27 protein-coding genes are annotated in these 25,305 nt (G+C 33.0%); all 27 read left to right on the top strand.

All coding sequences use genetic code 11. The features are described 5' to 3' along the window. Positions 1 to 8: 8 nt before the first annotated feature. The 27 genes from JOC47_RS00630 to topA all read left to right on the top strand — a co-directional run bounded on the left by JOC47_RS00630 (position 9) and on the right by topA (position 25,242). A complete protein-coding gene (locus tag JOC47_RS00630; RefSeq protein ID WP_204700025.1) occupies positions 9 to 770 on the top strand; it encodes a segregation and condensation protein A in 762 nt (253 codons plus the stop codon). Further along, on the top strand, positions 767 to 1,342 hold the full coding sequence (scpB, locus tag JOC47_RS00635) for an SMC-Scp complex subunit ScpB (RefSeq protein ID WP_204700026.1): 576 nt from the start codon (positions 767 to 769) through the stop codon (positions 1,340 to 1,342). The genes JOC47_RS00630 and scpB overlap by 4 nt, the downstream gene beginning before the upstream one ends. Positions 1,343 to 1,668: 326 nt before the next feature. Then, positions 1,669 to 2,325 carry a DUF2953 domain-containing protein gene (locus JOC47_RS00640; protein WP_204700027.1) on the top strand — a complete coding sequence of 219 codons (657 nt, stop codon included), beginning with the start codon at positions 1,669 to 1,671 and terminating at the stop codon, positions 2,323 to 2,325. Continuing rightward, positions 2,298 to 2,726 (top strand): GerW family sporulation protein, encoded by a 429-nt coding sequence (ytfJ, locus tag JOC47_RS00645; protein WP_204700028.1) that lies wholly within the window; start codon positions 2,298 to 2,300, stop codon positions 2,724 to 2,726. The genes JOC47_RS00640 and ytfJ overlap by 28 nt, the downstream gene beginning before the upstream one ends. Before the next feature lie 110 nt (positions 2,727 to 2,836). Beyond that, the gene (locus JOC47_RS00650) at positions 2,837 to 3,952 is read left to right on the top strand and encodes a D-alanyl-D-alanine carboxypeptidase family protein (RefSeq protein ID WP_204700029.1); all 1,116 of its coding nucleotides are present in this window, start codon (positions 2,837 to 2,839) and stop codon (positions 3,950 to 3,952) included. Positions 3,953 to 4,024: 72 nt separating this feature from the next. Next, on the top strand, positions 4,025 to 4,759 hold the full coding sequence (locus tag JOC47_RS00655; protein ID WP_204700030.1) for a pseudouridine synthase: 735 nt from the start codon (positions 4,025 to 4,027) through the stop codon (positions 4,757 to 4,759). A gap of 110 nt (positions 4,760 to 4,869) precedes the next feature. Continuing rightward, a complete protein-coding gene (locus JOC47_RS00660; RefSeq protein WP_204700031.1) occupies positions 4,870 to 5,130 on the top strand; it encodes a stage V sporulation protein S in 261 nt (86 codons plus the stop codon). 242 nt (positions 5,131 to 5,372) lie between these two features. Next, positions 5,373 to 8,948 (top strand): chromosome segregation protein SMC, encoded by a 3,576-nt coding sequence (gene smc, locus JOC47_RS00665; protein ID WP_338035288.1) that lies wholly within the window; start codon positions 5,373 to 5,375, stop codon positions 8,946 to 8,948. Between the two features lie 24 nt (positions 8,949 to 8,972). Continuing rightward, complete coding sequence (locus JOC47_RS00670) at positions 8,973 to 10,112, top strand: peptidase S7 (RefSeq protein ID WP_204700032.1); 1,140 nt, start codon at positions 8,973 to 8,975, stop codon at positions 10,110 to 10,112. 229 nt (positions 10,113 to 10,341) lie between these two features. After that, entirely contained in the window at positions 10,342 to 11,355 is a 1,014-nt protein-coding gene (gene ftsY / locus JOC47_RS00675; RefSeq protein WP_204700033.1) for a signal recognition particle-docking protein FtsY, read from the top strand. An 84-nt stretch (positions 11,356 to 11,439) separates the two neighbouring features. Beyond that, a complete protein-coding gene (gene ylxM / locus JOC47_RS00680; protein WP_204700034.1) occupies positions 11,440 to 11,805 on the top strand; it encodes a YlxM family DNA-binding protein in 366 nt (121 codons plus the stop codon). After that, entirely contained in the window at positions 11,802 to 13,151 is a 1,350-nt protein-coding gene (gene ffh, locus JOC47_RS00685) for a signal recognition particle protein (RefSeq protein WP_204700035.1), read from the top strand. The genes ylxM and ffh overlap by 4 nt, the downstream gene beginning before the upstream one ends. A 91-nt stretch (positions 13,152 to 13,242) precedes the next feature. After that, positions 13,243 to 13,506, top strand: a complete 264-nt coding sequence (rpsP, locus tag JOC47_RS00690; RefSeq protein ID WP_204700036.1) for a 30S ribosomal protein S16 — start codon at positions 13,243 to 13,245, stop codon at positions 13,504 to 13,506. 25 nt (positions 13,507 to 13,531) lie between these two features. After that, on the top strand, positions 13,532 to 13,762 hold the full coding sequence (locus JOC47_RS00695; protein ID WP_204700037.1) for a KH domain-containing protein: 231 nt from the start codon (positions 13,532 to 13,534) through the stop codon (positions 13,760 to 13,762). A 208-nt stretch (positions 13,763 to 13,970) separates the two neighbouring features. Beyond that, the gene (gene rimM, locus JOC47_RS00700) at positions 13,971 to 14,468 is read left to right on the top strand and encodes a ribosome maturation factor RimM (protein WP_204700038.1); all 498 of its coding nucleotides are present in this window, start codon (positions 13,971 to 13,973) and stop codon (positions 14,466 to 14,468) included. A gap of 1 nt (position 14,469) precedes the next feature. Further along, positions 14,470 to 15,210, top strand: coding sequence for a tRNA (guanosine(37)-N1)-methyltransferase TrmD (trmD, locus tag JOC47_RS00705; protein ID WP_204700039.1), 741 nt, complete (start codon positions 14,470 to 14,472; stop codon positions 15,208 to 15,210). Positions 15,211 to 15,237: 27 nt separating this feature from the next. Beyond that, complete coding sequence (locus tag JOC47_RS00710) at positions 15,238 to 15,807, top strand: RNA methyltransferase (protein WP_204700040.1); 570 nt, start codon at positions 15,238 to 15,240, stop codon at positions 15,805 to 15,807. 328 nt (positions 15,808 to 16,135) lie between these two features. Next, positions 16,136 to 16,489 carry a 50S ribosomal protein L19 gene (gene rplS, locus JOC47_RS00715; protein WP_204700042.1) on the top strand — a complete coding sequence of 118 codons (354 nt, stop codon included), beginning with the start codon at positions 16,136 to 16,138 and terminating at the stop codon, positions 16,487 to 16,489. A 63-nt stretch (positions 16,490 to 16,552) separates the two neighbouring features. Next, positions 16,553 to 17,095: a signal peptidase I gene (gene lepB, locus JOC47_RS00720; RefSeq protein WP_239550832.1), complete on the top strand. Its 543-nt coding sequence runs from the start codon at positions 16,553 to 16,555 to the stop codon at positions 17,093 to 17,095. Next, positions 17,055 to 17,906, top strand: a complete 852-nt coding sequence (ylqF, locus tag JOC47_RS00725) for a ribosome biogenesis GTPase YlqF (protein WP_204700043.1) — start codon at positions 17,055 to 17,057, stop codon at positions 17,904 to 17,906. The genes lepB and ylqF overlap by 41 nt, the downstream gene beginning before the upstream one ends. A 268-nt stretch (positions 17,907 to 18,174) precedes the next feature. Beyond that, positions 18,175 to 18,951: a ribonuclease HII gene (gene rnhB, locus JOC47_RS00730; RefSeq protein ID WP_275579341.1), complete on the top strand. Its 777-nt coding sequence runs from the start codon at positions 18,175 to 18,177 to the stop codon at positions 18,949 to 18,951. A gap of 11 nt (positions 18,952 to 18,962) precedes the next feature. Beyond that, complete coding sequence (locus tag JOC47_RS00735) at positions 18,963 to 19,190, top strand: hypothetical protein (protein ID WP_204700045.1); 228 nt, start codon at positions 18,963 to 18,965, stop codon at positions 19,188 to 19,190. Positions 19,191 to 19,580: 390 nt separating this feature from the next. Beyond that, positions 19,581 to 19,946 (top strand): YraN family protein, encoded by a 366-nt coding sequence (locus tag JOC47_RS00740; RefSeq protein ID WP_204700047.1) that lies wholly within the window; start codon positions 19,581 to 19,583, stop codon positions 19,944 to 19,946. Further along, positions 19,946 to 21,460, top strand: coding sequence for a YifB family Mg chelatase-like AAA ATPase (locus JOC47_RS00745; protein ID WP_204700048.1), 1,515 nt, complete (start codon positions 19,946 to 19,948; stop codon positions 21,458 to 21,460). The genes JOC47_RS00740 and JOC47_RS00745 overlap by 1 nt, the downstream gene beginning before the upstream one ends. 25 nt (positions 21,461 to 21,485) lie before the next feature. Continuing rightward, positions 21,486 to 22,592 carry a DNA-processing protein DprA gene (gene dprA, locus JOC47_RS00750; protein ID WP_204700049.1) on the top strand — a complete coding sequence of 369 codons (1,107 nt, stop codon included), beginning with the start codon at positions 21,486 to 21,488 and terminating at the stop codon, positions 22,590 to 22,592. Between the two features lie 48 nt (positions 22,593 to 22,640). Beyond that, on the top strand, positions 22,641 to 23,144 hold the full coding sequence (locus JOC47_RS00755) for a DUF494 family protein (RefSeq protein WP_204700050.1): 504 nt from the start codon (positions 22,641 to 22,643) through the stop codon (positions 23,142 to 23,144). Positions 23,145 to 23,160: 16 nt separating this feature from the next. Then, complete coding sequence (gene topA, locus JOC47_RS00760; RefSeq protein WP_204700051.1) at positions 23,161 to 25,242, top strand: type I DNA topoisomerase; 2,082 nt, start codon at positions 23,161 to 23,163, stop codon at positions 25,240 to 25,242. Positions 25,243 to 25,305 lie beyond the last annotated feature (63 nt).

The following is a 25,305-nucleotide window of genomic DNA, read 5'->3' on the forward strand; positions in this document are numbered from 1 at the left end:
AACGAACTATGTCCTATGAAGTTAAAATTGATGCCTTTCAAGGACCGATTGATTTACTATGGCATTTATTACAAAAAGATGAGTTGGAAATTTATGATATTAAGATTGCTGAAATCACAGAGCAATATTTAGATTATATTGCTACTATGCAGCGTCTTGATTTAGACGTAGCAAGTGAGTTTTTGATTATGGCAGCACGGTTAATGGAGATTAAGGCCCAAACCCTGCTACCTAGTAAAGATGAAGATGATAATCAAGATAATGAAGACCCAAGGCAAAAACTAGTAGAAAGATTATTAGAATATAAAAAATATAAAGATTTAGCTACTGAATTACGTGAATTCGAACAAGAACAACGTAAGTCATATACACGTAATGTAGCTCCTTTATTATCAGAGTTAGAATTTGAAGAAGAATCACCCTTAGAAGATATTAAATTAGATGAATTTGTAGCTGCTTTTGAACAAGTATTGACTAAAAAGAAACAGCGCAAAGAAGAAGAGAATGAAGAACAAGACAACAATATTAGCCATTTAGAACCAGAAGAAATTACTATCAAAGAGCAAAAGGGATATATCATGCAGCAAGTAGTTAAGCTAGATGGTGAAGCTACTTTGTGGGAGATCTTTTCTAAGTTAGAGTCTAAATTAGAAATTATAGTTACCTTTATGGCTTTATTAGAATTAATTAAGATAGAAGAAGTAAAAGTAGAACAAGAGAGTAATTTCACTGAAGTAATGATTTATCATGTGGAGCGTGATACAGCATGACCCGAGAAGAAAAGAAAGCAGAGATAGAAGCACTATTATTTATGGCTACTGAGCCAATTAAAGTTCAAGAGATTAAAGAGTCAACTGCTGCAGAGGCTAAAGAAGTGCGCGAATATTTAGCTGAATTAGAAGAAGAATATGCAGTACCTGAACGCGGTATAGAACTAGCTGAATTTAATGATGGATATATCTTTCAAACTAAAGCTAAATACCAGGAAACAATTAAGGAACATCATAAACCAGAGCAGGACAATAAATTGAGCCAAGCTGCTTTAGAAACTCTGGCTATTGTGGCTTATAAGCAGCCAATTACGAGAACTGAGATTGAAAACATTCGCGGAGTGAATGTGGAACGTGTTTTGAATACTCTGCAAAAGAGAGGCTTAGTTACAGATGAAGGTCGTAAAGATACAGTTGGAAATCCAATTATTTATGGCACGACTGATAAATTTTTAGAGTATATGGGTTTAGAGAGTTTAGAAGAATTGCCGCCAGCTAAAGAATTTGATAGGAGTCAATTATCAGAAGAAGAGTTACCTGATGAGGAAGAAGAACAAGAGGATAGTGAGTGATTTAGAGAGCAATTGCGCGTAACAGCGTGGTTGCTCTTTTTCTATATAAAGCTTCACTTTTTGGTGAAGCTTTATAGTAATGAGTAATGAGAAAAGAGTGATGAGTAGAAAATCAAAAACAAAGTCCAAATCAAATGCAAAACCTTTATTTTCAAAGGGGGTTAAACAGCTTTTGAGGTTTTGACTTTATGGTTTTAACTCATTACTGATTACTCTTGACTTGTCACTATAAAGTGGCACAAAAAAGTGCCACTTTATATAGATGAAAAGTATATTTCTTTATTAATTGTGCAAAAATAATAAACTAGTGAAGAAAGGAGTTAGCAATGAAAATTTATTTGTTATTTGTAATTATATTTATTATTTTATTATACTTTATTCCTATACAGTTAGCATTTGATTATCAGCGCAAAAATGATAAGGACGATTTAACTATGCAGTTGAAAATTTTCTTTTTAAAATATAATTTCAAATTATCTTTTATTGATTTTAAGAGATTATTTTCTTTTCCTACTAGTGAATTAAAAGGAACTTTTAGTAGTTTGTTTTCTGAGACTAATATTGAATTTAAAGAAGAAATATCAGAAGAAGAATTAAAAGAATTAAAACATGCAATTAAAGTTATAAAACGTATTATTTCTCGTTTTGAATTAATATTTTTATTAACTCATAATTGTGCTTTATTTTCTTGGCGGAGTAGTTTTGGCTGTCAAAATCCAGCTCATACAGGTATGATGACTGGTTTATTATGGTCTGTTAAAAGTTCTTTAATTTCTATTTTACAAACTAAACTAGAATTTAAAGAGTTGCCAATTATTGATGTTGTACCCAACTTTACTAAAGAACAGTCGTTAATGGTTGAATTTAAAGGAATATTCACCTTTAGATTGGGGAAACTTATACTTATAGCAGTAACTATCATGTGCTTTGAATTGAAGAGGAGAGTGAAAGAAAAATGGAAGAACACCCAATTGCTAAGTTAATGGATCAAGCTATGCAGAATATTAAGCAAATGGTTGATGTCAATACAATTGTGGGTGATGCAGTAGAAACTAAAGATGGTTCGGTGATTATTCCTATTTCTAAAGTTAATTTTGGTTTTGCTGCTGGAGGAGCTCAGTATGATTTAGAAGAACAAGAAAATAATCAAGAGCAAAGTCAAGATGCTAATTTTGGTGGTGGTAGTGGAGCAGGGGTAATGTTACAACCGATGGCTTTTTTAATAGTTAAACAGGACCAAGTACGTATGATGTCGGTTAATGATAATGCTACTTTAGACAAATTATTAAATTTAGCTCCTGAATTGATTGACCAGTTAAAAAAGAGAAATAAATCTGAAAGTAGTTCTAACAATTATAATGTTAATACTCCTCCACCACAATAGTGTGGGGATGAGTTATGAACTCTGTACCCTAAGTGATATTATTTTTCTAAATATTAGGGTACAGAGATCAAATTTCACAAGTTTAAGTCTATAATACTGAGGTGAAGATGATGAAAAAATATTTGATTTTAATCTTAGTTGGATTATTAATTTTAATAATCCCTATTAAATTAACAGCAGCTTCATTCGTTACGGCTGAATCAGCTATCTTAATTGATGCTGAAACGGGAGAAATTTTCTATAGAAAGAATATTCACCAACCTCGTCCTCCAGCCAGTACTACTAAGATAATGACGGGAATTTTAGCAATTGAAACAGGAAATCTAAGTGATGAGGTAACAGCTAGTTTAGAAGCTGCTCATGAAGGTGGCTCATCTATTTATTTAACTGCGGGAGAAAAATTAACTTTAAAGGAAATGATTTATGGTTTATTAGTAAAATCTGGGAATGATGCGGCTGTAGCTATTGCTCAGTATATTGGTGGTAGTGTAGAAAATTTTGCTGCAATGATGAATTTTAAAGCTAAGCAAGTAGGGGCAAAAAATACTAATTTTCAAAATCCTAATGGTTTACCGCAAGAAGGACATTTAACTACAGCTTATGATTTATCACAAATTGCTCGTTATGCTTTAGAAAATGATTTTTTTGCTCAGGTTGTAGCGACTCCTAAAAAGAGAATTTCGTGGCCTAAACATAGTTGGGATCGAATTTTAAAGAACACTAATAAATTATTAACTCGTTGTGATTTTGTGACAGGAGTTAAAACAGGTTACACTAGAGCAGCAGGTCGTTGTTTAGTTGCTGCAGCTGAACAGGGAGATAGAAAATTAATAAGTGTAGTACTAAAAAGTAATCAATTATGGCAGGATTCATTAAATTTATTGCATTATGGATTTGATAATTTTAATAAAAAATGTATAGTAAAAAAAGGAGCAATATTAGATCAAGTTGAAATTGCTAATCAGAAATTAAACTTGAAAGCAGCTAAAAATGCTTTTCAGATTGTAAAAAATGAGAGAGAGATTAAGTTGCAAAAAAAAATAAAATATAAAGATAATGTTAAACTTCCAGTATTAGAAGGAGAAAAATTAGGAGAATTAATTCTTTATGATCAAAAAAATGAATTAGTGGATAAGATTGATTTAGTAGCTGATAGAAGAGTAGAATTAGCTACAGGAAGTCGATTTTGGCAAGAAATATTAACAGGAATTCAAATCTATTTCTAATAATAGTTTGATTATTGTTCCTAAATTTAATAAGATATAATAGGAAAGAAAAGTAATTAGAGGTGATTTTTTATGGAAAGATTACAAAAAGTAATGGCTAAAGCAGGTGTTGATTCGCGCAGAAAGTGTGAAGATATAATTGAAGCAGGTAGAGTTATGGTCAATGGGAATATTGTAACTGAATTAGGGACTAAAGTAGATCCTGAGCAAGATAAAATTTTGGTTGATGGTGAAGAAATAGAAAAAGAGAAGAAGGTTTATATTTTACTTAATAAACCGGCTGGATTTATTACAACTGTTGATGACCCTAAAGATAGACGAACTGTGATGGATTTGATCAATGTCAAACAGCGTGTATATCCTGTAGGACGATTAGATCGAGATACAGAAGGGTTATTATTATTGACTAACGATGGTGATGTCAGTTATGCTTTGACGCATCCTAGTCATAAGATTGGCAAGAAATATTTAGCTACTGTAGAAGGAGTACCTAATGATAATAAATTAGAAAGTTTAGAACGTGGTATTAAATTAAGTGATGGTTGGACTGCTCCAGCAGAAACAGAGTTAGTGATGAATTTTAATAATAAAGCAATTGTATCTATAACAATACATGAAGGTCGAAACCGACAAGTGAAACGAATGTTTAAAGCGATTGGGAATCCGGTAGAAGAACTTAAACGGATGAAGATTGGTCCTCTTAGCTTAGATGATGAGTTAAAAGCAGGAGAATATAGATATCTAAATAAAAATGAAATTCAACAGTTAAAAGATTTAGCCCAGGAGATAAAACAAGAAGAAGTGTAATTAGCTTGTGCTTGATTATTTAAAAAGTTTGAATCTTTATGAATATTTCCCCTCTAGTATACTATATATAATAGTAGACTAATATCGACTAACTAAAAGGGGGAAAATATATGGAAATATTAAAAGTATCATCTACATCAAAACCTAAATCTGTTGCAGGAGCATTAGCTGCTGTATTAAGAGAAGAAGGTAGAGCTGAATTACAAGGTATTGGAGCAGGAGCAATTAATCAAGCAGTAAAGGCTATTGCTATTGTAAGGGGGTTTGTAGCTCCTAACGGTATGGATTTAGTTAGTATCCCAGCTTTTGCAGAGATTGAAATTGATGGTGAAGAGAGAACAGCTATTAAATTCATCGTTGAACCAAGATAAATAATAAAAAAGAATAACTATTTTTAACCTATCTACAGTTTGTGGATAGGTTTTTTGTGTGGCTGACCTTTTACTTTATCAGGATTTATGGTAAAATATAATTTGACTTTGTTGCTAAATAAAATTAAATTCAGATTATGAATTTTAGATAAAATGCAATAATTGATTCAAATCAAAAATAATATTGTATTGTTTCTTTTAATTTTAAACGTCTAACTATAAATTCTAAACTATAATAGGGGGTGGACCTGATTTATTTAAAGAATATTAAGATGAAGGGTTTTAAATCTTTTGCCGATAAAGTTACGGTTGATTTTGAACCTTCGATTACGGGGATTATTGGCCCTAATGGCAGTGGTAAAAGTAACATTTCTGATGCTATTAAATGGGTCTTAGGTGAACAAAGTGCTAAAGCATTACGTGGTAGCAAAATGAAAGATGTAATTTTTGCGGGTAGTGATGACCGTCGCCCTAAACAGGTAGCTGAAGTTACTTTAACTTTGGATAATAAGGATCGTGAACTTGATATTGATTATGACCAAGTTAAAATAGGACGTAAAGTGACTAAAGATGGTAAAAGTGATTATTTGCTTAATGGTCAGCGGTGTAGACTAAAGGATATTCAAGAACTACTGTTAGATACAGGAATTGGTAAAGAAGCTTATTCAATTATTGGTCAGGGTAAAGTAGAAGCTGTTTTAAATGAAGGTAGTGCTGACCGCCGGCGTTTATTTGAAGAAGCAGCAGGAATCACTAAACATAAACAGCGTAAAGAAGAGTCTGAAGAAAAGTTAGCAGATACGCAGCAAAAGCTACAGCGGATTGAAGATATTATTAGTGAGATAAAGCGTCAAGTAGGGCCCTTAGAGGAAGAAGCCGAGAAAGCAAAACAATATAAAGAATATAGCAGTGAACTTGAAGAACATGAAGTTGATTTATTATTAAATAAATATGCTGATTTGGAAACAGATTTAGATCAAAAAATTGCAACGAAACAGGACTTATCTTATAAATTAACTAAAGTTAAATCTAAAGTAAATGAATATGATTTAAAAATAGATAAAGAAGAAGAAAAGTTAGATGATTTGATTGAAGAGATCGATGATTTACAGGACAAGCTTTATCAAAAGCGGAATCAAAAACAAAAGTTAGGTAATAAAATAGATTTAGCTGAGCAAAGAGAAAATAATTTAGCCCAACAAAAGGACAGATTAAAGTCTGAGGTAAAACGCTTGAAAAGAGAAGTTAGTACTCTGCAAGATGAAATTAAAAAAAGTGAAGAAAAGAAGAAAGAAGTTACTAAGGATTTAAAAAGTAAAAAAGAGGTGCTAAATAATCAGCAGGATCAATTAGCTGAGATTAAGGAAAAATTACAGGAGAAAAATCAGCGTCGAGAAGAAATTAGAAATAATAAATTGGCTAATATTAATGAAATTAATCAGTATCAAAATAAATTAAGTAATTTAGAGCAGAATATAGAGTATTATACGCACGAAGTAGAAGAATTGCAGGAAGAAGAAGAGGAACTCAATAAAGAATTAACAGCAAAGCAGGAAGAAAAAGAAGAATATGAGACAGAACTATCTCAACTGCAGAAGAAGTTTGAAGAACAGCAGCAAAATTTAAAGCAAAAGAAGGAAGCAAATGAGGAATTAACTACTGAATTTAATGATTTGAAAGATAAGTATGATGAACTCAAAGATAAATTAAGCCGTAAAAAATCTAAGTTAAAGACCTTAAAAGATTTAGAAAAAAGTTATTCAGGCTATTATCGGGGTGTAAAAAAAGTATTAAAGTATGCCCAAAATAGTGATAATCTGCCAGGAGTTTGTGGGGTAGTGGCGGAATTAATTGAAGTACCTAAAAAATATGAAACAGCTATTGAAGTAGCTTTAGGAAGTATATTACAAAACATTGTTGTAGAGGATAATAAAGTAGGACAAAAGGCTATTGATTATTTGAAAAGAAACAATGCTGGACGAGCTACTTTTTTACCTTTAGATTTAATTGACCCTAGAAGTTTGAGAAGTAATGAGCAGCAAGCTTTAAATGTTGAAGGAGCTATTAATGTAGCAGAAAAATTAGTTGATTATGAATCCCAATATGAAGATGCTATTAAAAATATCTTAGGCCGAATTATAGTAGCTCAAGATATGGATTCAGCAGTCCAAATTTCTAAAGCAGCTAATAAACGAGTTAAAGTAGTTACTTTAGAAGGAGAAATTGTTAGACCAGGAGGATCAATGACTGGGGGAAGTAGAAATAAAAATAGTAATTTATTAGGACGTTCAAGACAGATCGAAGAGTTATCTTCAGAAGTAGAAGATTTAAATGAACAGGAAGAGAATATTAAGAACAAAGGTTTTGCTAAAAGAAAAGAGCTAGAAAAATTGCGAGAAGAAATAGAAAAACTCGATGAAGAAGTTCGTCAACTAGATCTTGAACAGACGAGTTTGGACAAGGATTATCAACAAGCAGATAATGAAGTTAAAAGATTAAAGAAAGAATTAAATAAAAAACAGAATAAAATTAATACTTTAGAAGAAAAGCAAGATGAATTAAAGGAGCAGCAACAACAAGTTAAGCAAGAACTCGAGAGTTTAACTACCGGAGAAGATGATTTAGAAGGATTAATCAATAAATTGGAAAAAGAAATTAATGCATTACAAGCCAATAAAGAAGAACTAGGAAATAAAATTACAGACACTAAAGTTGAAATTGCCTCCTTAGAGCAAGAACAACAAAGTTTAGCTCAAGAATATAAGAATAAAAAAATGGCTTTGAAAAATAAGCAAGAAAAAATAACTAAAGAAGAGAATAATATTACTAAAGTTAAGGAAAAAACAAAAGAAATTGAAAGTAAAAAAGAAGAACTAATAGCAGAAAAAAAAGAATTAAAAGATAAAATAGTTGAGGCAAAAAAAGAATTAGATAGTTTAAAAGAAAACAGAACAGAAGTTAAGAAAAAGATTAGTCAATATCAACAAGAATCAAAAGAAAGTAGAGAACGCAGAGATAAACTGCAAGAAAAGTCTAATCAAAATGAAGTTAAATTAACAGAAATTAAAGTTAATTTAGAGAACATTGAAGAAAAATTAAAGCAGGAGTATGAAATTGAAGTTTATGATTTGATTGAAGAACGAGAAGAAATTGATAATTATCAGGAAGTTGAGAAAATAATTAAAGATTTAAAGAAGAAGATGAAAGAATTAGAGCCAGTTAATTTAGGTGCAATTGAAGAGTATGAGAATTTAAGTAAGAGATTAGAGTTTTTAGAAGAACAACATACTGATTTAATTGAAGGTCGAAATTCACTACAAGAAGTAATTTCTGAAATTGAGAATGAAATGAAAGAAGAATTTTTAACAACTTTCAAAGAGGTTAAAGAGGAATTTGAAACTATATTTGTAGACTTGTTTGAAGGTGGACAGGCAAAGTTAAAATTAGAGGATGAAAATGATTTATTAGAAACAGGAATTGAGATTAATGCTCAACCCCCAGGGAAAAATTTGCAGAAACTATCATTAATGTCAGGGGGAGAAAAGGCCTTAACTGCAACTGCTTTAATTTTTGCTTTGTTAAAGGTTAACCCTAGTCCTTTTTACGTTTTAGATGAATTAGATGCCCCATTAGATGATGCTAATGTTAATCGTTTTGCTAATTATCTGCAGGAATTAGCAGCTAGAGCACAGTTTATTGTGATCACTCATAGAAAAGGAACTATGAGAGCAGTTAATACTTTATATGGAATTACAATGCAAAATAGTGGAGTATCACAAATTGTATCTCTTAAATTAGATGAAGTAGTTAACTATTAAGAATAAATTAAGGAGAGAAAATATATGAAAGTTAAAGGAATAGCAAAGTCAATAGTAAATAAATTAGTAACAAGAAGTAATCATTTGAGTCAAGGTAGAGCAGTAGGAGTAATAGGATTTGTTAATCAAAATGGATATATAGATTCTATTACAGAGATAGTTGATGGTGGAGTTTCTGGTTTACCTTATCGTGAGATTTTATCGAAAGTAGCTTCTAGAAAAGGTGAATCACTATTAGAAATTATGAATCAACTCCCTGATAATGCTGTTTTAATTACTACTAACCCTGGTAAAACAGGCTTAATTGTAGAAACTGGAGGAATTAATACTTTAGATCAACCATTGGTTAGTATTGGAGTTAAGATGGGCCAAGTAGCAGGGGTAGGTATTATTTATCCTCAGGAGCACTTGTTTGAATTAACAACTAAATCTGAAGAAATAAAATTAAAAAGATTAACTGCTAAAACTATGGAAGAAGAACGAGAAGTATTGCAAGAAAATTCTAAAACCAAATTAGAGTATTTAGAAATCTGTGAGGAATTAGAGCAAGTGGAGTTAGAAGAAACTGAGGTTAATGTTGAAACAAAATCTGAAAGTGAATGGCAAGTAAAGCCAGTAGAAGTAAACTCGATTGAAGAAGAATTTGCTGAAAAGTTAATAAAAAAATCAATTAATGTAGAGCAGGGGCGAGAAGTGGCAGCGATTGGAGAAGTAAAAGATGGTCATATTGTGCAGCAAGGAGACATAGTAGTAGGAGGGATGGGCTATGTTCCTTCGCGTTTGTTAGCCTCGAGTTACACAGATATTGCAGGAATTTCTTTACGGGAAGCTTATACTAAGCACATTCCCCATAATGTAGTAATAGTTCATACTCATCCTGGTGGTACAGGAGTAATGCATATGGGAGATGCAATGGCTGGTCCCGTTACTTGGGGACGACCAGTAGTAGCTATTGGCCATGATAAGAATGGTGAAATCAAAGGAGCTACAGTGATTGAGTTATTAGAAGAAGCAATGGATTTAGTAGATGAATATGAAGAATTAGGTCAAGAGTTTTATGAAGCACAGACACCTGATGAAGAAGCAGATATTAGAAAACGTCGTTTTGGGATTGCGCAGGAATATACTGATTTATGTAAAACAATAGAAATAAAGTCTATATAAAGTGTAACTTACGGGTGAGAGGATAAAATTGTTTCTTCGCTCCTGAATCTAGTTTGATTCGTCTAAACTTGTATAATAAAAAATGATTTTATCCTCCTGCCAATATAGTTTTACTTTAATAGTGGGAGCAGGGACTGTACTATTATGAAGTTGCTTGTTTTTTTGATTTTCACTGTCTTACTGTTAAACTTTTCAATTGTTTAACTTAAAGAAAAAGGGGGATTACATAATGTTAAAAAAGATTTTTGGATTAGGCTCTGATGAAGAGGAAGAAGAAAAAGAGCAAGAAGAGGTTGAAGAAGAAATAGAAGAGACTCAAGAAGAAGATGATGACGATGGTAAAAGTTTATTTGGACGTTTAAAAGAAGGGTTAAGTAAAACTAGAGACGGTTTTGTATCTCAGCTTGAGAGTCTGTTTAGAAGTTATGATAAAATTAATGAAGAGTTATATGAAGACTTAGAAGAAATATTAATTCAAGCTGATGTTGGTGTACAGACAACTATGAAATTAGTGGATGATATTAAAGAAAAGGCAAGAGAAGAAAAAATAAAAGATCCCAATAAGCTAATCAATATCTTACAGGATGATATTTTAGAAATGTTAAATCAAACAGAAGAAGATGATGAACAGCCAACAATTTTGATGGTTGTAGGAGTTAATGGTGCTGGAAAAACAACTACTATCGGTAAAATTGCACAGCGAGCTAAACAAGATGATAAAGATGTTTTATTAGCTGCTGGTGATACTTTTAGAGCAGCGGCAATTGAACAGTTAGAAGCTTGGGCCAACAAAGTAGGAACAGAAGTTATTTCTCACCAAGAGGGAGCAGATTCTGCTGCTGTAGCTTATGATGCTGTCCAATCTGCTAAATCTAAAGAGACTGATTTGTTGATTGTTGATACAGCGGGGAGATTACATACTCAATCTAATTTGATGGATGAGTTGGAAAAAGTAAAGCGAGTAATTGAAAAAGAATCTGGCCCAATGAAAGTAGAAGTCTTATTAGTGCTTGATGCCACTACTGGTCAAAATGCAGTTTCTCAGGCTAAATTATTTGATGAAGCTGTAGATGTTGATGGCATTGCCTTAACTAAATTAGATGGAACTGCTAAGGGTGGAGTTGTAATTGCAATTAGAGAAGAATTAGGTATTCCTATTAGATTAATTGGAGTCGGAGAAGACTTAGAAGACTTACAGGACTTTGAGCCGGAATCCTTTGTAGATGCTTTATTTGATTTTTAATTTTCTTGACAAAGATACAGAGATGTGTTATTATCATCACCTGTAAAGGAAAAGAACTTAACACGATTTGCAGGTGATTCTTGTTTGAATGTAAAAAAAGTAGTAAGAGTAGGGAAACTATTTAGCTTTTATGGTTCTCTATTAACTGATAAACAGCAGGAATTTGTGAAATTATACTATTATCATGATTTGTCACTAGGCGAGATTGCTGAAGAAAAAGAGATTAGTCGGCAAGCTGTTTTTGACAACCTAAAGAGATCTGAAGAAGCTTTAGAGAGATATGAAGATGAGTTGGGTATGACAGAATATTACTTTGCTATGCAGGAAAAAATCGAAGCGCTGCATGATAAGCTTGAGCAAGTTAGTGCCAAGCTGAACCCAGAAGAAACTGCAGAGTTTAAAAGACTGCTAGCAGAACTAAAAGCTCATCACGAGGGGGAATTAGAGTGATTTTTGAAGGGTTAGCTGAAAAATTACAAGACACTTTTGATAAATTAAAAGGTAAGGGTAAATTGTCAGAAAAAGATGTAAAGAGTGCTTTACGTGAAGTTAAATTAGCTCTTTTAGAAGCTGATGTAAACTTTAAAGTTGTTAAGAATTTTATTAGTAAAGTTGAAGAGCGAGCAGTAGGTAAAGAAGTATTAGATAGCTTAACTCCTGGACAGCAAGTAATTAAGATTGTTAATGAAGAATTAACTGATTTAATGGGGGGAGCTCAAAGTAAAGTTGAATATGCTTCTGATCCTCCAACTGTGATTATGTTAACTGGTCTGCAGGGTGCAGGTAAAACTACTACTGCAGGTAAACTTGCTAAGAAATTCATTAAAGATGGTAAGGATCCATTATTAGTTGCAGCAGATGTTTATCGTCCAGCAGCAATTAAACAGTTGCAGGTTTTAGGAGAAAGATTAGATCAGCCAGTATTTAGTATGGGAGATAAACAAGACCCGGTTGATATTACCAAAGCTGCAATTAGTAGAGCTGAATCAAATGGTAATGATGTAGTGATTTTAGATACTGCAGGTCGACTTCATATTGATGAAGAATTAATGGATGAATTAAGCCAAATCAAAGCAGCTGTAGTACCTGATGAAATATTATTAGTTGTTGACTCAATGACTGGTCAGGACGCAGTTAATGTAGCTGATAAATTTGATGATACTTTAGGAATTGATGGTGTTGTCTTAACTAAGTTAGATGGTGATGCTCGTGGTGGTGCTGCACTATCAATTAGTTCTGTAACTGGTAAACCAATTAAATTTGCCGGTGTAGGGGAAAAGTTAGAAGACTTAGAACCATTCCATCCTGATCGTATGGCCTCCCGAATTTTAGGTATGGGAGATGTATTGAGCTTAATTGAAAAAGCCGAAGAAGAGATGGACCAGAAGAAAGCTCAGGAATTAGAAGAAAAACTGCGTAAGAATGAATTTACTTTAGAAGATTTTATGGATCAATTAGAGCAAGTTAGAAATATGGGGTCTTTTAAAGAAATTTTAAATATGATTCCTGGAGTAGGAAATAAAATAAAAGATTTAGATATGGATGAAGGACAGTTAGATAAAATAGAAGCTATTATTAGTTCAATGACTAAAGAAGAAAAGCGGGACCCAGAGATGATTAAGGGCAGTCGCCGCCGTAGAATTGCTAATGGTAGCGGTACTGAAGTACAAGATGTAAATCGTCTGTTAAAGCAGTTTAAACAGACACAAAAAATGATGAAACAAGTTGGAGACATGCAAAAAGGTGGTTTAGGTGGTAAAATGGGAGGGGGAGGAAACTTTCCTTTCTTTGGATAGATATAAGGACTAAGTTTAAGTCTAAAATTTTTTGGGTTTGCTTAAACTAAAAATTATTCTTGATCTTAATTATTGAAGGAGGTGAAGATATATGTCAGTTAAAATTAGATTAAAAAGAATGGGGTCTAATAGAAACCCTGCTTATAGATTTGTTGTGGCTGATTCTAGAAAGCCTAGAGATGGTAGATTTATTGAAGAGTTAGGACATTATAATCCTACTACTGAACCTGAAACTGTAAAGCTTGATGAAGAGAAAGCTTTAGAATGGTTACAAAATGGTGCTAAGCCATCTGATACAGTTAGAAATTTATTCAGTGACCAAGGAATTATGGAAAAGTTTGATGAGATGAAATAACTTTAGTAGCATTGGAGGTGCTCCCTTGAAAGAATTAGTAGAAGTAATTGCTAAGAATATTGTTGATCAGCCGGAAAATGTTGAAATTACTAAAGTTGAAGGTAAGCGGTCTATTATTTTAGAGATAGATGTAGCTGAAGAAGACATGGGAAAAGTTATTGGCCGGCAGGGGAAAATTGCTAAAGCAATTAGAACTGTAGTAAAAGCAGCAGCTACTAAAGAAGGGAAACGAGTTATAGTAGAAATTTTACAATAAATTACTTATTGGAGGGCTAGAGATTTCTTCTCTAGCCTTTTTATAAGTAATTATTAATCAGGGAATAGTAAAGAGTGAAGAGCAAGAAGTAAAGAGATAAAAGATAAAATAATCTTGAGTTCAAAACTAGAATAACTAAAAATAGTAATGAGAATTCAGATTACTCTTCACTTGTTACTCATTACTGTTTTTTAAGGGGTGTGATAAGATGGAGTTAGTTACTATCGGTGAAATTACTAAACATCAAGGTAATAAGGGTGAAGTGAGGGTTAAACCATTAACTGATTTTCCTGAACGCTTTGAAGATTTAGAAAGAATTAAATTAAGTAAAGGTAGAATTGAAAAAAAAGTTGAAATAGAAAATATTCGTTATCACAAAGGCTATGTAATTTTAAAATTTGTTGATGTTGATGATATTGGAGCAGCAATTGAGCATAAAGGATTTGAAATTAAGATTCCTAAGTCACAAAGATATGAATTAGATGATGATGTTTATTATATGCAAGATATTGTAGGGTTAGATGTTTATCAAAACCAAGAATATCTAGGAGAATTAGCTACAATTATGGAAACTGGGGCTAATGATGTTTATGTGGTAGAGAATGATGACAATAAGATGTTGTTACCAGCACTAAAAGATGTTATTTTAGAAGTGGATTTAGAAGAAGAAAAGATGTTAGTTGAAGTTCCGGCGGGGTTAGAATAAAGTGAGATTTGATATTTTGACTTTATTCCCGGAAATGTTTGGCCCAGTTTTGAATAATAGTATGCTAGCTAAAGCACAGGAAAAAGATTTATTAGAAGTTAATCTAATTAATTGGCGTGATTATACTCAAGATAAACATAAACAAGTTGATGATTATGCTTATGGCGGGGGAGCAGGAATGGTTTTAAAGCCAGAACCAATTTTTAGAGCTATTGAAGATTTGGGTTTAGAGGATGATACCCCAGTAGTATTATTAACTCCTCAAGGGCAGCAATTCGAGCAAGACACTGCTAAAGAATTTGCTAATCATCAAGACCGGATTGTTCTATTATGCGGACATTATGAAGGCTTTGACCATAGAATTAGAGAAGAATTAGTAACTCATGAAATTTCCATTGGTGATTATGTATTAACTGGTGGAGAATTACCAGCAATGGTTTTAATAGATGCTGTAACAAGGATGATACCAGGGGTATTAGGTAGTCAAGAATCAGCCCAGGAAGATTCCTTTTATAATGATTTGTTAGATTTCCCCCAGTATACTAGACCTCAAGAGTATCAAGGTTTAGAAGTTCCTAAAGTATTATTAAGTGGAGATCATGCTAAAATAGATAAGTGGCGGAAGAAAAAGTCTTTAGAACAGACATTAAACAAACGCCCTGATTTATTAGAAGATGCGGAATTGTCTGCAGAGGAAAAAGAATTGTTAACTGAGATAAAAGCAGAAAAAAAAACTGATTAATTTTTGATTAATTAGGGAGGATTTTTAATGGCAGAAGATAATTTTTATTTAGCACTGTTACATAATCAAGTTTATAATAAGAATATGAAAGAGATTACTACTACTGTAACTAGTCTTGATTTACATGATATTGCCCGCTCTAGTCGGACTTATGATGTGAAAAAATATTATGTAGTCAATAGATTAGATTCACAGCAAAATCGAGTTCAGCGGATGACTAATTACTGGGCTAGTGATTTTGGTGGAGAATATAACCCGGATCGAAAAGAAGCATTTAGTGTGATTGAACCTGCTCGTAAATTAGAAGATGTAATTGAGAAAATTGAAGCCGAGGAAGGTCAAAAGCCAGTAGTAATTACCACTGATGCTAGAACTTATCCTAATACAATTAGTTATCAGAACTTACGAGAAAAGATAGAAACAGAAGAACAACCATTTTTAGTATTATTAGGTACTGGCTGGGGCTTAACTGAAGAAATGATGAATTCAGCCGATTATATCTTAGAACCAATTCATGGCCCTGGAGATTATAATCACTTATCAGTACGGGCTGCAGCAGCAATTATACTAGACCGGCTCAGAGGTAGTAGGATGTAGCTTGGACACTCTTTATTAGTAAGTACTAAAGAGTCTAGGGCTGCACGAAGGGAACTTAATTAGTAATTCAAATAGATTTGCTTAAAGAGAGACATAATATATTATGAAATATAAGAGATAAAACGATTAACTGGATTATGTTTATGTTTTGAATTTGATTTTAACTGTTTAACTGTATACTGCTTAACTGTTTTTACAAGAGGATAATTTTAAAATTATCCTCTTGTAAAAACTATAGCTGTGTGTTATAATTACTTGCGTACAAAAACAGGCGGTCCGCTAACCAATAAGTGGTTAAGAACGCCTAATCAAGGAGGATATATATAAAATGAATTTAGTTGATGTTATTGAAAAAGATGAAATGAGAGACGATCATCCGGATTTCGCACCGGGAGATACTGTGGCTGTTGACTATAAGGTTCAAGAAGGTGGCACAGAAAGAATTCAGGTTTTTAAAGGTGTTGTTATTAAGCGTAAAGGTGGCGGTGCTAGTGAAACAATTACCGTCCGAAAGACTTCTTTTGGTGTGGGAGTAGAAAGAATCTTCCCACTACATTCTCCAAAGATTGACCAGATTAGAGTTATCAAACGAGGAGATGTAAGTAGAGCAAAATTATATTACTTAAGAGAACTACGCGGAAAAGCAGCTCAAGTTAAAGAAAAAAAGAATACTAAGAAGTAACTAATGTTATAAGGGACTGGCTTTTAGCCTGTCCCTTTTTTGTATCAGAATGGAGGATAAATTATGCAAGACCTATTAGAAGCAATTGCTATTGCAATTGTGGTTTCCATAATTTTGATTATATTTGTAGTGCAAGCATTTTATATTCCATCAGAATCGATGGAACCTACTTTAAAACCTGGTGACAGGATATTAGTTAATAAATTTATTTATAATTTTAGAGATCCTAAGCGGCAAGAAATTATTGTTTTTAATTATCCTCTTGAACCAGATCGTAAGTTTGTAAAACGAGTGATAGCTACTCCTGGGGATAGAGTGAAAATTAAAGAAGGCAAAGTTTTTGTTAATGGAGAACAATTAAAAGAAGAATATGTAGTAGAAGATAGTTACACTGATTTTGCTGAAGTTAAAGTGCCGGAAAATAATTATTTTGTTTTGGGAGATAATCGGAATAACAGTAAAGATAGTAGATATTGGGGGTTTGTTCCAGAAGATAATATAGTAGGACATCCGTTTATTATTTTCTGGCCGTTAAATAGAATAAAAATTATTGGGGGAGATATTCATGTCGATTCAATGGTATCCAGGACATATGGACAAAGCTAAGAAAAAGATAAAAAAGAGACTAAATTTAATTGATGTTGTGATTGAATTATTAGATGCTAGAATTCCGTTAAGTAGTAGAAATCCAGATATAGATGAAGTACTGAAGGATAAGAAGAGAATTATTGCTTTAAATAAAAAGGATTTAGCTGATCCACAGGTGACTAAACAGTGGTTAGATTATTTTTCTGAAACTGCACCGAGCTTAGCTATTAATTCATTATCAGGTAATAATGTGAAGCAGATTTTTTCTTTAGCTGATCAATTAACTCAAGAAGAACAAGCTAAAGCATTAGAGCGAGGACGTAAGAAAAGAGATGTGAAATTAATGATTGTAGGAGTACCTAATGTAGGGAAATCACAGTTGATTAATCAATTAGGTAATAAAAATAAAACTCGTACAGGTAATCGGCCGGGGGTTACAAGAGGAGAACAATGGGTTAAATTGCAGCAAGGTTTTGAACTGTTGGATACTCCAGGTGTTTTATGGTCTAAGTTTAATGATGAAGAAGCTGGAGTTCGTTTGGCATTATGTGGAGCAATTAAAGAAGGTAGATTTGATAATGAGTTGTTAGCTTATAAGTTAGTGCAAATATTACAAGAAAGTAATCCGGAACGATTAAAGGAAAGATATGATTTAGATCATCTTAGTCCTGATACTTATCAATTAGTAGCTGATATAGGCAAGAAACGAGGCTGTTTACAGTCGGGTGGAAAAGTAGATCGTAATCGGGTTTCTAAAATAATTCTTAAAGAATTTGATGAAGGGAAATTAGGACGAATTACTTTAGAACAGCCGCCAGTAGAGAGTTAAGCAATAAGGCAGTAAGGCAGTGAAACAGTAAGAACAGTAGCTGGTAGTGAAATTTGGGGAGATTGCAGTATATAGATTGTGCAGTTAGTAAAGCGGAAAGTAGAGATAATGGGGCTGCACGGAGTGTTTTTTGAATTTTAAAAACACGGAGGGGACAATAAAGCAGTAACGAGTAAAATAGGGTTTAATTTCAAGGAAAGCAATATTTTATGTAGAGACTTGGCATCGCCAAGTCTGCAAAAATAAAAAATAGGAGGTTTAGCATAAAATGGATTTGGAGCAATTAACAATTAAAGAGATTAAAAATAAAATTAATAATTTAAATAACATATCTCAACAATTAATGCAACAGCTTAAAGCAGACTCTCGTAAAGGAGTCCAGCAAATAGCTCAAAGAATAGAAAGAAAAAAAGCTAAAGCACAAGCAGCAAAAGAGAAATATCAAGAAATGCGTAAATATGAAAAGAAGAAATTAGCTGATGGTTATGATTTGATTTGCGGTATAGATGAAGCAGGTCGTGGACCTTTAGCAGGATCAGTTGTAGCGGGAGCAGTAATATTGGGAACTGATACTTATATTCCCGGTTTAGATGATTCTAAAAAATTAAGTGAAAAAAAACGGGAAGAGTTATTTGATATAATTTATCAAAAGGCTGAAGCAGTAGGAGTAGGAATTGTTGACCAAGATAGAATTGATGAGATCAATATTTTGCAAGCTACTTATGAGGCTATGACAGAAGCCGTTGATGATTTAGGAGTACAGCCTAATTATTTATTAATTGATTCCGAAACTATTCCTCAAGTGGATATTCCGCAAGCTGGAATTGAAAAGGGAGATAGTCAAAGCGTATCTATTGCTGCAGCATCTATTATTGCTAAGGTAACACGAGATAGAATGTTAGTAGAATATGATGAACAGTATCCTGAATATGGTTTTGCTGGGCATAAAGGATATGGTACTAAATCTCACCGGCAAGCACTTGAAAAATTTGGCCCGTGTGATATTCACCGCAAATCTTATCAGATTGTTCAAAAACATATGTAGAAGGTGATCCTATGGTTAAAGAGGGTGATGTGTTAACAGGGATAGTATTGGAGGCTAAAGAAGAAACAGCAGTTATTAAATTTGGTCCCCGAGCAATTGAAGCCCAGGTTTTAGCTGATTTAGAAACTGGTGAAGAAGTAAAAGTTAAGGTGCAAGGCTGGCATGAAGGAAAATTATTATTAAAAGTATTAAATCGTAAAGGAAAGGTTTCTTCTGGCTCAATTGATATTAAAGTTTAATAGTTCATCTAAACTATAGAGTCCCCTCCAGAAATTTGGAGGGGACTATCTATATTAAAAGGCAGTCAGATATCTAACTGCCTTTACTTATATTATATGCAATTAGATAAAAATAAGTACCTGATTTCCTATTTTCTCATGTATAATTATGGCACTTCTGGATACACTAACTTAAAGAATAATCTATATAAAGTGGCACTATCGTGCCACTAGCTAGTAGATAAAAGCTAGTAGCTAGTAGTAAATTCAAAACCATAAAACAGTTCACAGCTTTGAATTTAATTTTATGTTTTTAACTACTAGCTCCTAGCTACTTACTTCTAGCTATAAAGTTTCACTGAAAGTGAAACTTTATATAGATTAAATTTAAATAGGGAGTGTTCAAGTGGTATGAATAATAGAGAAATTGGGAGGCAGGGTGAACAACTAGCCCAAAACTTTTTAGAACAGCACGATTACATAATATTAGAGAAGAACTTTTGCTGTCGTTATGGTGAAATAGATTTAATTGCTCAAGTGAATAATTATTTGTCGTTTATTGAAGTCAAATTCTGTTCTGATCAATCATTTATGCCGCTAGAGTATAAAATAGATAAATTTAAACAAGAAAAAATTAAAAGAACAGCCCAGTATTATTTAAAATTCCGTAACGTGCCCTTTGATTTTCGCTTTGATGTTGTTTTAATCAACGAAGAAGAAGCTAAGCCAGAGATTAAGTTGATACAAAATGCCTTTTGGACAAAGGAGAGGGTTTAATGCTTGCTAAGGCTTATAGTAATGCTGTGACTGGAGTGGATGGATATTTAGTTGAAGTAGAGATTGATTTATCACAAGGACTACCTAGTTTTAATATTGTGGGTTTACCTGATGTAGCAGTTAGAGAAGCTAAAGAAAGAGTAAAAGCAGCCATTAAAAATTCTGCTTTTCAATTTCCAGTGAAAAGAGTTACAGTTAATTTAGCTCCTGCAGATATTAAAAAGAAAGGGGTAGTTTTTGATTTGCCAATTGCTGTAGGGATTTTAGCAGCAGTAGATGTAGTAGAAGAAAATAAATTACTTGATTATACTTTGGTTGGTGAACTATCTTTAGATGGTACAATTAAAAGAATAACTGGAGCTTTATCCATGGCCTTAGCAACTAAAGATGAAGGTAAAAAAGGGATTATTGTTCCTTATGAAAATGTTCAAGAGGCAAGTGTTGTGGAAGGAATAGAAGTTATAGGAGTTAAAAGTTTGGAAGATGTAATCGATTTTTTTAATCAAGAATTAGAAGCAATTGAGCCTGTTACTGAGTCTTGGCAATTAAATGGAGAGTATCAGATTGATTATCAAGATGTTAAAGGACATGAAGAGGCTAAAAGGGCTTTAGAAGTTGCAGCAGCAGGTAATCATAATTTAGTGATGATTGGTCCGCCAGGTGCCGGTAAGACAATGTTGGCTCGAAGATTACCGACTATTTTGCCACCGCTAACTAAAGAAGAATCTATAGAAGTAACTAAAATTTTTAGTGTTATTGATAAATTACCTAGTGAACAATCATTAATTAAAACCCGCCCTTTCCGTAATCCCCATCATAGTATTTCTCAAGCAGGTTTAGTTGGAGGAGGACGTGTGCCCCAACCAGGAGAAATTACTTTGGCTCATCGGGGAGTTTTGTTTTTAGATGAATTAACTGAATTTAAGCGGCAAGTTTTAGAAATTTTACGTCAACCACTAGAAAAACAGGAAATAACTCTAACTCGTTCTGCTATTACTTTAACTTATCCTTGTGAATTTTTATTAGTAGCAGCTTTAAATCCCTGCCCCTGTGGTTATTATGGTACTGAGGGGAGAGAATGTTTTTGTACTCCTTACCAACGAAAGAAATATTTACATAAAATATCTGGGCCAATTTTAGATAGAATTGATATTCATTTGGAAATACCGCAATTAAAAGCTGAAGAGTTAACTACTTATCGTCAAGGTGAAACCTCAGCTGAAATCAAGGAAAGAATTTTAGCTGCTCGTGAAATACAAACTCAGCGCTTTAAGGATACTAGTATAAATTATAATGCTGAAATGAATACTAAAGCGGTAGAAAAATATTGTCTTCTAGATGAGAAGGCCGAAGAAATGATTAAAGAGGCTATTAATCGTCTTCATTTAAGTGCTCGGGCTTATGATCGAATCTTAAAATTAAGCCGCACTATTGCCGATTTAGCAGCAACAGAAATTATAACTATCGAACATTTAGGAGAGGCGATTCAATATCGGAGTTTAGATAGAAGATAAACTTATTACTTTTTGGGGGGATAATGTGGAAAATAAATTATATTGGGTCTGGCTTAGTAAAATTAATGGTTTAGGTTCAGTTAAAATAAAGAAATTATTGGAAAAATTTCAAAATGCACAAGGTATTTGGGAGGCTAGTAGAGAAGAACTTAATAATAGCATAGGAATAGGTTCAGTTTTAAGTCAAGAAATTATCAAAGCTAAAAAGAATTTCTTGCCTGCTAAAGAAAAAGAAAAGTTAAAAAAAGCTAAAGTAAAACTTGTAACTTTAGAAGATACATGTTATCCTAAATTGTTAAAGGAAATATATGCTCCCCCTCCTGTAATTTATTACAGGGGTGCTTTAGTTAAAGTAAGCAGACCTTGTTTGGCAGTAGTTGGAACTCGTGATTGTACTGAGTATGGTAAAATAACTGCCTATAACTTAGCTAAAAAATTAGCAGAAATGGGATTTGTAGTTGTTAGTGGTTTGGCCCGAGGGATAGATACTAAAGCTCATCAGGGAGCACTACAAACTGGTATGACCTATGCTATATTGGGTTCGGGGCTTGATCACATTTATCCTCCAGAAAATAATCATTTAGCAGAGAAAATTGCTCAACAGGGAGCTGTGATTACATCATATCAATTACAGACTCAACCGCAAAGAGAACATTTTCCAGCTCGTAATAGGATTATTAGTGGTTTGAGTTTAGGTACAATAGTAATTGAAGCTCCCCAGCAAAGTGGTGCCTTAATCACTGCTAATTTTTCTTTACGTCAAGGTCGAGAAGTATTTGCTATCCCAGGAAATATTAGAAAAAGACAAAGTCAAGGCACTAATAAGTTAATTCAAAGCGGAGCTAAATTAGTGCAAAATGTAGATGATATTCTAGAAGAATTAATGTTAGAGAATTATTTACTGCAGGATGTAAATGAAGAAGATGCAGAAGATGAAATTAAGACAAAAAGATTGAATCAACAACAAAAGAGAGTCTATAATTTATTAACTGATGAGGTTCAACAATTTGAAAAAATATTATCTAATGTTACAATGAAAGCAAAGGAACTTAATTCTATTTTGGCCCAGTTAGAAATTATGGGATTAATAAAACAATTACCTGGAAAAAGAATTTGTCTAATAAATCAATAATTTAGAAGGGAGGAAGACATAGTAATAATAATTGCTATGTTGTTATCAATGAAAGAGAATATATTTGAAATAATCAGTCAGTTAGTAAAAAGATTATTATATGAGGGAGAAGAAATTGAAGATAGTGAAAAATTAATTAATTCATTAAAAGAAGATGGTTATAATATAGATGAGATTAATCAAGCCTTTGAATTTATTTTTGCTTCTGAAAAAGAAACTGAGGGAGAAGAAGATAAGGCTGAACTTCAGAAAGATAGTTGGGATGAGAACCAAATTAGTCAGCGGGTATTCAATATTAAAGAAAGAGTTAACTTTAATATTGAAGTTCAAGGTGGTTTGCTGCAGTTAGGTGCTTTAGATGATCTGCAAGAAGAAGAATTAGAAGAAGTGATTACTAAACTATTAATGAGGTATCGTAGTAGTGCTCAGGTGTCTGATCTGTGGCAGACTGTAGAAGAAGTAGTAGACGATGATTTGAAATTACTTTCGATTTCTAAAAAAATACCTCAATTTAAGGGTTTAAATCAAGTCGAAATCAAGCATCTTCATTAGTGGAGGAGTGAAGGCTATGGCCAAAAAGAAGAAACAATTAGTGATTGTAGAGTCTCCTGCTAAGGCCAAAACAATTAGTAAATTTCTCGGTCGAGAATATACTGTAGAAGCTTCAATGGGGCATTTAATTGATTTGCCTAAAAGTCAATTAGGAGTTGACGTTGAAGAAAATTTTGAGCCTAAGTATATTACAATTCGCGGTAAAGGAAAGATACTACAGAAGTTACGGCGGAAAGCTAAGAAAAGTAAAAAGGTATTATTAGCAACTGATCCTGACCGGGAGGGAGAAGCTATCTCCTGGCATTTAAGCAATGCTCTAAAGGTAGATGAAGAAAATAAATGTAGGATTGAGTTCAATGAAATCACTGAAGCTGCAGTTCAGCAGGCCTTAGAAAATCCACGTTCTATTGATAAAGATAGAGTTGATGCTCAACAAGCCCGGCGGGTTTTAGATAGACTTGTTGGTTATAAATTAAGTCCTTTGCTTTGGAAAAAGGTTAGAAAAGGGTTGAGTGCTGGAAGGGTACAATCAGTTGCTTTAAGGATTATCTGTGAACGAGAAGATGCCAGAAATAAATTTGAACCTGAAGAGTACTGGACTGCAGAAATTAATCTAAAAAATCCAGCTAATGATAAATTTTCAGCTAAATTATATAGAATTAACAATCAAAAATATAAGTTGAAGAATGAACAAGAGGCTAAAGAACTCAAAGAAGATTTGCAAGAACGAAAATTAAAGGTGAGTAAAATAAAAGAAGGGCAGCGGCGAAGAAATCCAGCTGCTCCATTTACTACTAGCAGCTTGCAGCAACAAGCTGCTAATAGTCTTTATTTTAGTGCTAAAAAAACAATGTTTGTAGCTCAAAGACTGTATGAAGGTGTAGATATTGGTGCAGAAGGAACTGTAGGCTTAATCACCTATATGAGAACCGATTCAACTAGAATAGCTAAAGAAGCTCAGACTAATGTACAACAATATGTACTGGATGAATTTGGTGAGAAATATTTAGCTGAAGATAGAAATTATAAAGTAGATTCTAAAGCACAAGATGCCCATGAAGCTATTCGTCCTACTTCTGTATTTAGAACTCCACAGAAGATGAAAGAATATTTAGATGAGGAACAGTATAAATTATATAAATTAATTTGGGAAAGGTTCGTAGCTAGTCAAATGGCTCCTGCCCTTTATAAAACACTGCGTGTTAATATTAAAAGTAAAAACGGGAAATACTTACTTAGAGCGAATGGTTCACAGCAATTATTTGCTGGGGTTTTGCAAGTGGATCAGAGTCGGGAGCAAAAAGAGGATACTTTATTACCAAATTTCAATCCAGGAGATAAAATAGAATTAAGTACAATAAAATTAGCTCAACATTTTACTAATCCTCCCGCTAGATATACAGAAGCCAAATTAGTCAAAACTCTTAAGAAAGAAGGTATTGGCCGGCCGAGTACTTATGCAACAATTATAGGAACTATTCAAGATCGTGACTATGTTGAAAAAGAAGGAAAAAAATTTAAGCCGACAGAATTAGGGGCAGTTGTTAATGGATTATTAGTGAAACATTTTCCTAATGTAACTGATGTGGAATTCACTGCTCAAATGGAAGATAATTTAGATAAAGTAGAAGCAGGTACAGCAGATTGGAGAGAAATATTATCTGAATTTTATTTTCCTTTTCAGGATAAATTAGAAGAAGCTCATGATGAAATGGAAGAAGTAGATATGGTAGAAGAAACTGATGAAATTTGTGAAAAATGCGGCCGTAATATGGTAATTAAATATGGTCGCTATGGAAAGTTTTTAGCTTGTCCTGGCTTTCCTGAGTGTAAAAATACTAAACCTTTTTTAGTTAAGGCAGGTGTAGAGTGTCCTCGGTGTGAAGATGGTGAAGTGATTGAACGCAAAAGCAAAAAAGGGCGCCGCTTTTATGGGTGCAGCAATTATCCTGAATGTGAGTTTATGACTTGGGATCATCCCACTGAGGAAGAATGTCCAGAATGTGGGAGTTTTTTAGTGGAAAAGAAGAGGAAAAATAAAACAATCAAGTACTGTATTGATGAAGACTGTAAATATGAAACTATTGAGTTAAGTTAGTTAGTAAGAATGAGTATGGGCTTAAGTATTTTAAATTTGAGTTCAAATGCAAGTATAAGCGTA

It is taken from the genome of Halanaerobacter jeridensis (genome assembly GCF_016908315.1).
Lineage (GTDB): Bacteria > Bacillota > Halanaerobiia > Halobacteroidales > Halobacteroidaceae > Halanaerobacter > Halanaerobacter jeridensis.

What these genes read in the sequence shown, in the direction of transcription:
- rimM (WP_204700038.1), top strand. Translation starts at nt 13,971, where the DNA reads ATGGAGTTAGTTACTATCGGTGAAATTACTAAACATCAAGGTAATAAG.
- JOC47_RS00755 (WP_204700050.1), top strand. Translation starts at nt 22,641, where the DNA reads ATGAAAGAGAATATATTTGAAATAATCAGTCAGTTAGTAAAAAGATTA.
- JOC47_RS00640 (WP_204700027.1), top strand. Translation starts at nt 1,669, where the DNA reads ATGAAAATTTATTTGTTATTTGTAATTATATTTATTATTTTATTATAC.
- rnhB (WP_275579341.1), top strand. Translation starts at nt 18,175, where the DNA reads ATGGATTTGGAGCAATTAACAATTAAAGAGATTAAAAATAAAATTAAT.
- topA (WP_204700051.1), top strand. Translation starts at nt 23,161, where the DNA reads ATGGCCAAAAAGAAGAAACAATTAGTGATTGTAGAGTCTCCTGCTAAG.
- JOC47_RS00650 (WP_204700029.1), top strand. Translation starts at nt 2,837, where the DNA reads ATGAAAAAATATTTGATTTTAATCTTAGTTGGATTATTAATTTTAATA.
- lepB (WP_239550832.1), top strand. Translation starts at nt 16,553, where the DNA reads ATGCAAGACCTATTAGAAGCAATTGCTATTGCAATTGTGGTTTCCATA.
- rplS (WP_204700042.1), top strand. Translation starts at nt 16,136, where the DNA reads ATGAATTTAGTTGATGTTATTGAAAAAGATGAAATGAGAGACGATCAT.
- JOC47_RS00735 (WP_204700045.1), top strand. Translation starts at nt 18,963, where the DNA reads ATGGTTAAAGAGGGTGATGTGTTAACAGGGATAGTATTGGAGGCTAAA.
- ytfJ (WP_204700028.1), top strand. Translation starts at nt 2,298, where the DNA reads ATGGAAGAACACCCAATTGCTAAGTTAATGGATCAAGCTATGCAGAAT.
- JOC47_RS00745 (WP_204700048.1), top strand. Translation starts at nt 19,946, where the DNA reads ATGCTTGCTAAGGCTTATAGTAATGCTGTGACTGGAGTGGATGGATAT.
- scpB (WP_204700026.1), top strand. Translation starts at nt 767, where the DNA reads ATGACCCGAGAAGAAAAGAAAGCAGAGATAGAAGCACTATTATTTATG.
- rpsP (WP_204700036.1), top strand. Translation starts at nt 13,243, where the DNA reads ATGTCAGTTAAAATTAGATTAAAAAGAATGGGGTCTAATAGAAACCCT.
- ftsY (WP_204700033.1), top strand. Translation starts at nt 10,342, where the DNA reads ATGTTAAAAAAGATTTTTGGATTAGGCTCTGATGAAGAGGAAGAAGAA.
- JOC47_RS00670 (WP_204700032.1), top strand. Translation starts at nt 8,973, where the DNA reads ATGAAAGTTAAAGGAATAGCAAAGTCAATAGTAAATAAATTAGTAACA.
- JOC47_RS00660 (WP_204700031.1), top strand. Translation starts at nt 4,870, where the DNA reads ATGGAAATATTAAAAGTATCATCTACATCAAAACCTAAATCTGTTGCA.
- JOC47_RS00740 (WP_204700047.1), top strand. Translation starts at nt 19,581, where the DNA reads ATGAATAATAGAGAAATTGGGAGGCAGGGTGAACAACTAGCCCAAAAC.
- JOC47_RS00630 (WP_204700025.1), top strand. Translation starts at nt 9, where the DNA reads ATGTCCTATGAAGTTAAAATTGATGCCTTTCAAGGACCGATTGATTTA.
- ylqF (WP_204700043.1), top strand. Translation starts at nt 17,055, where the DNA reads ATGTCGATTCAATGGTATCCAGGACATATGGACAAAGCTAAGAAAAAG.
- JOC47_RS00655 (WP_204700030.1), top strand. Translation starts at nt 4,025, where the DNA reads ATGGAAAGATTACAAAAAGTAATGGCTAAAGCAGGTGTTGATTCGCGC.
- JOC47_RS00710 (WP_204700040.1), top strand. Translation starts at nt 15,238, where the DNA reads ATGGCAGAAGATAATTTTTATTTAGCACTGTTACATAATCAAGTTTAT.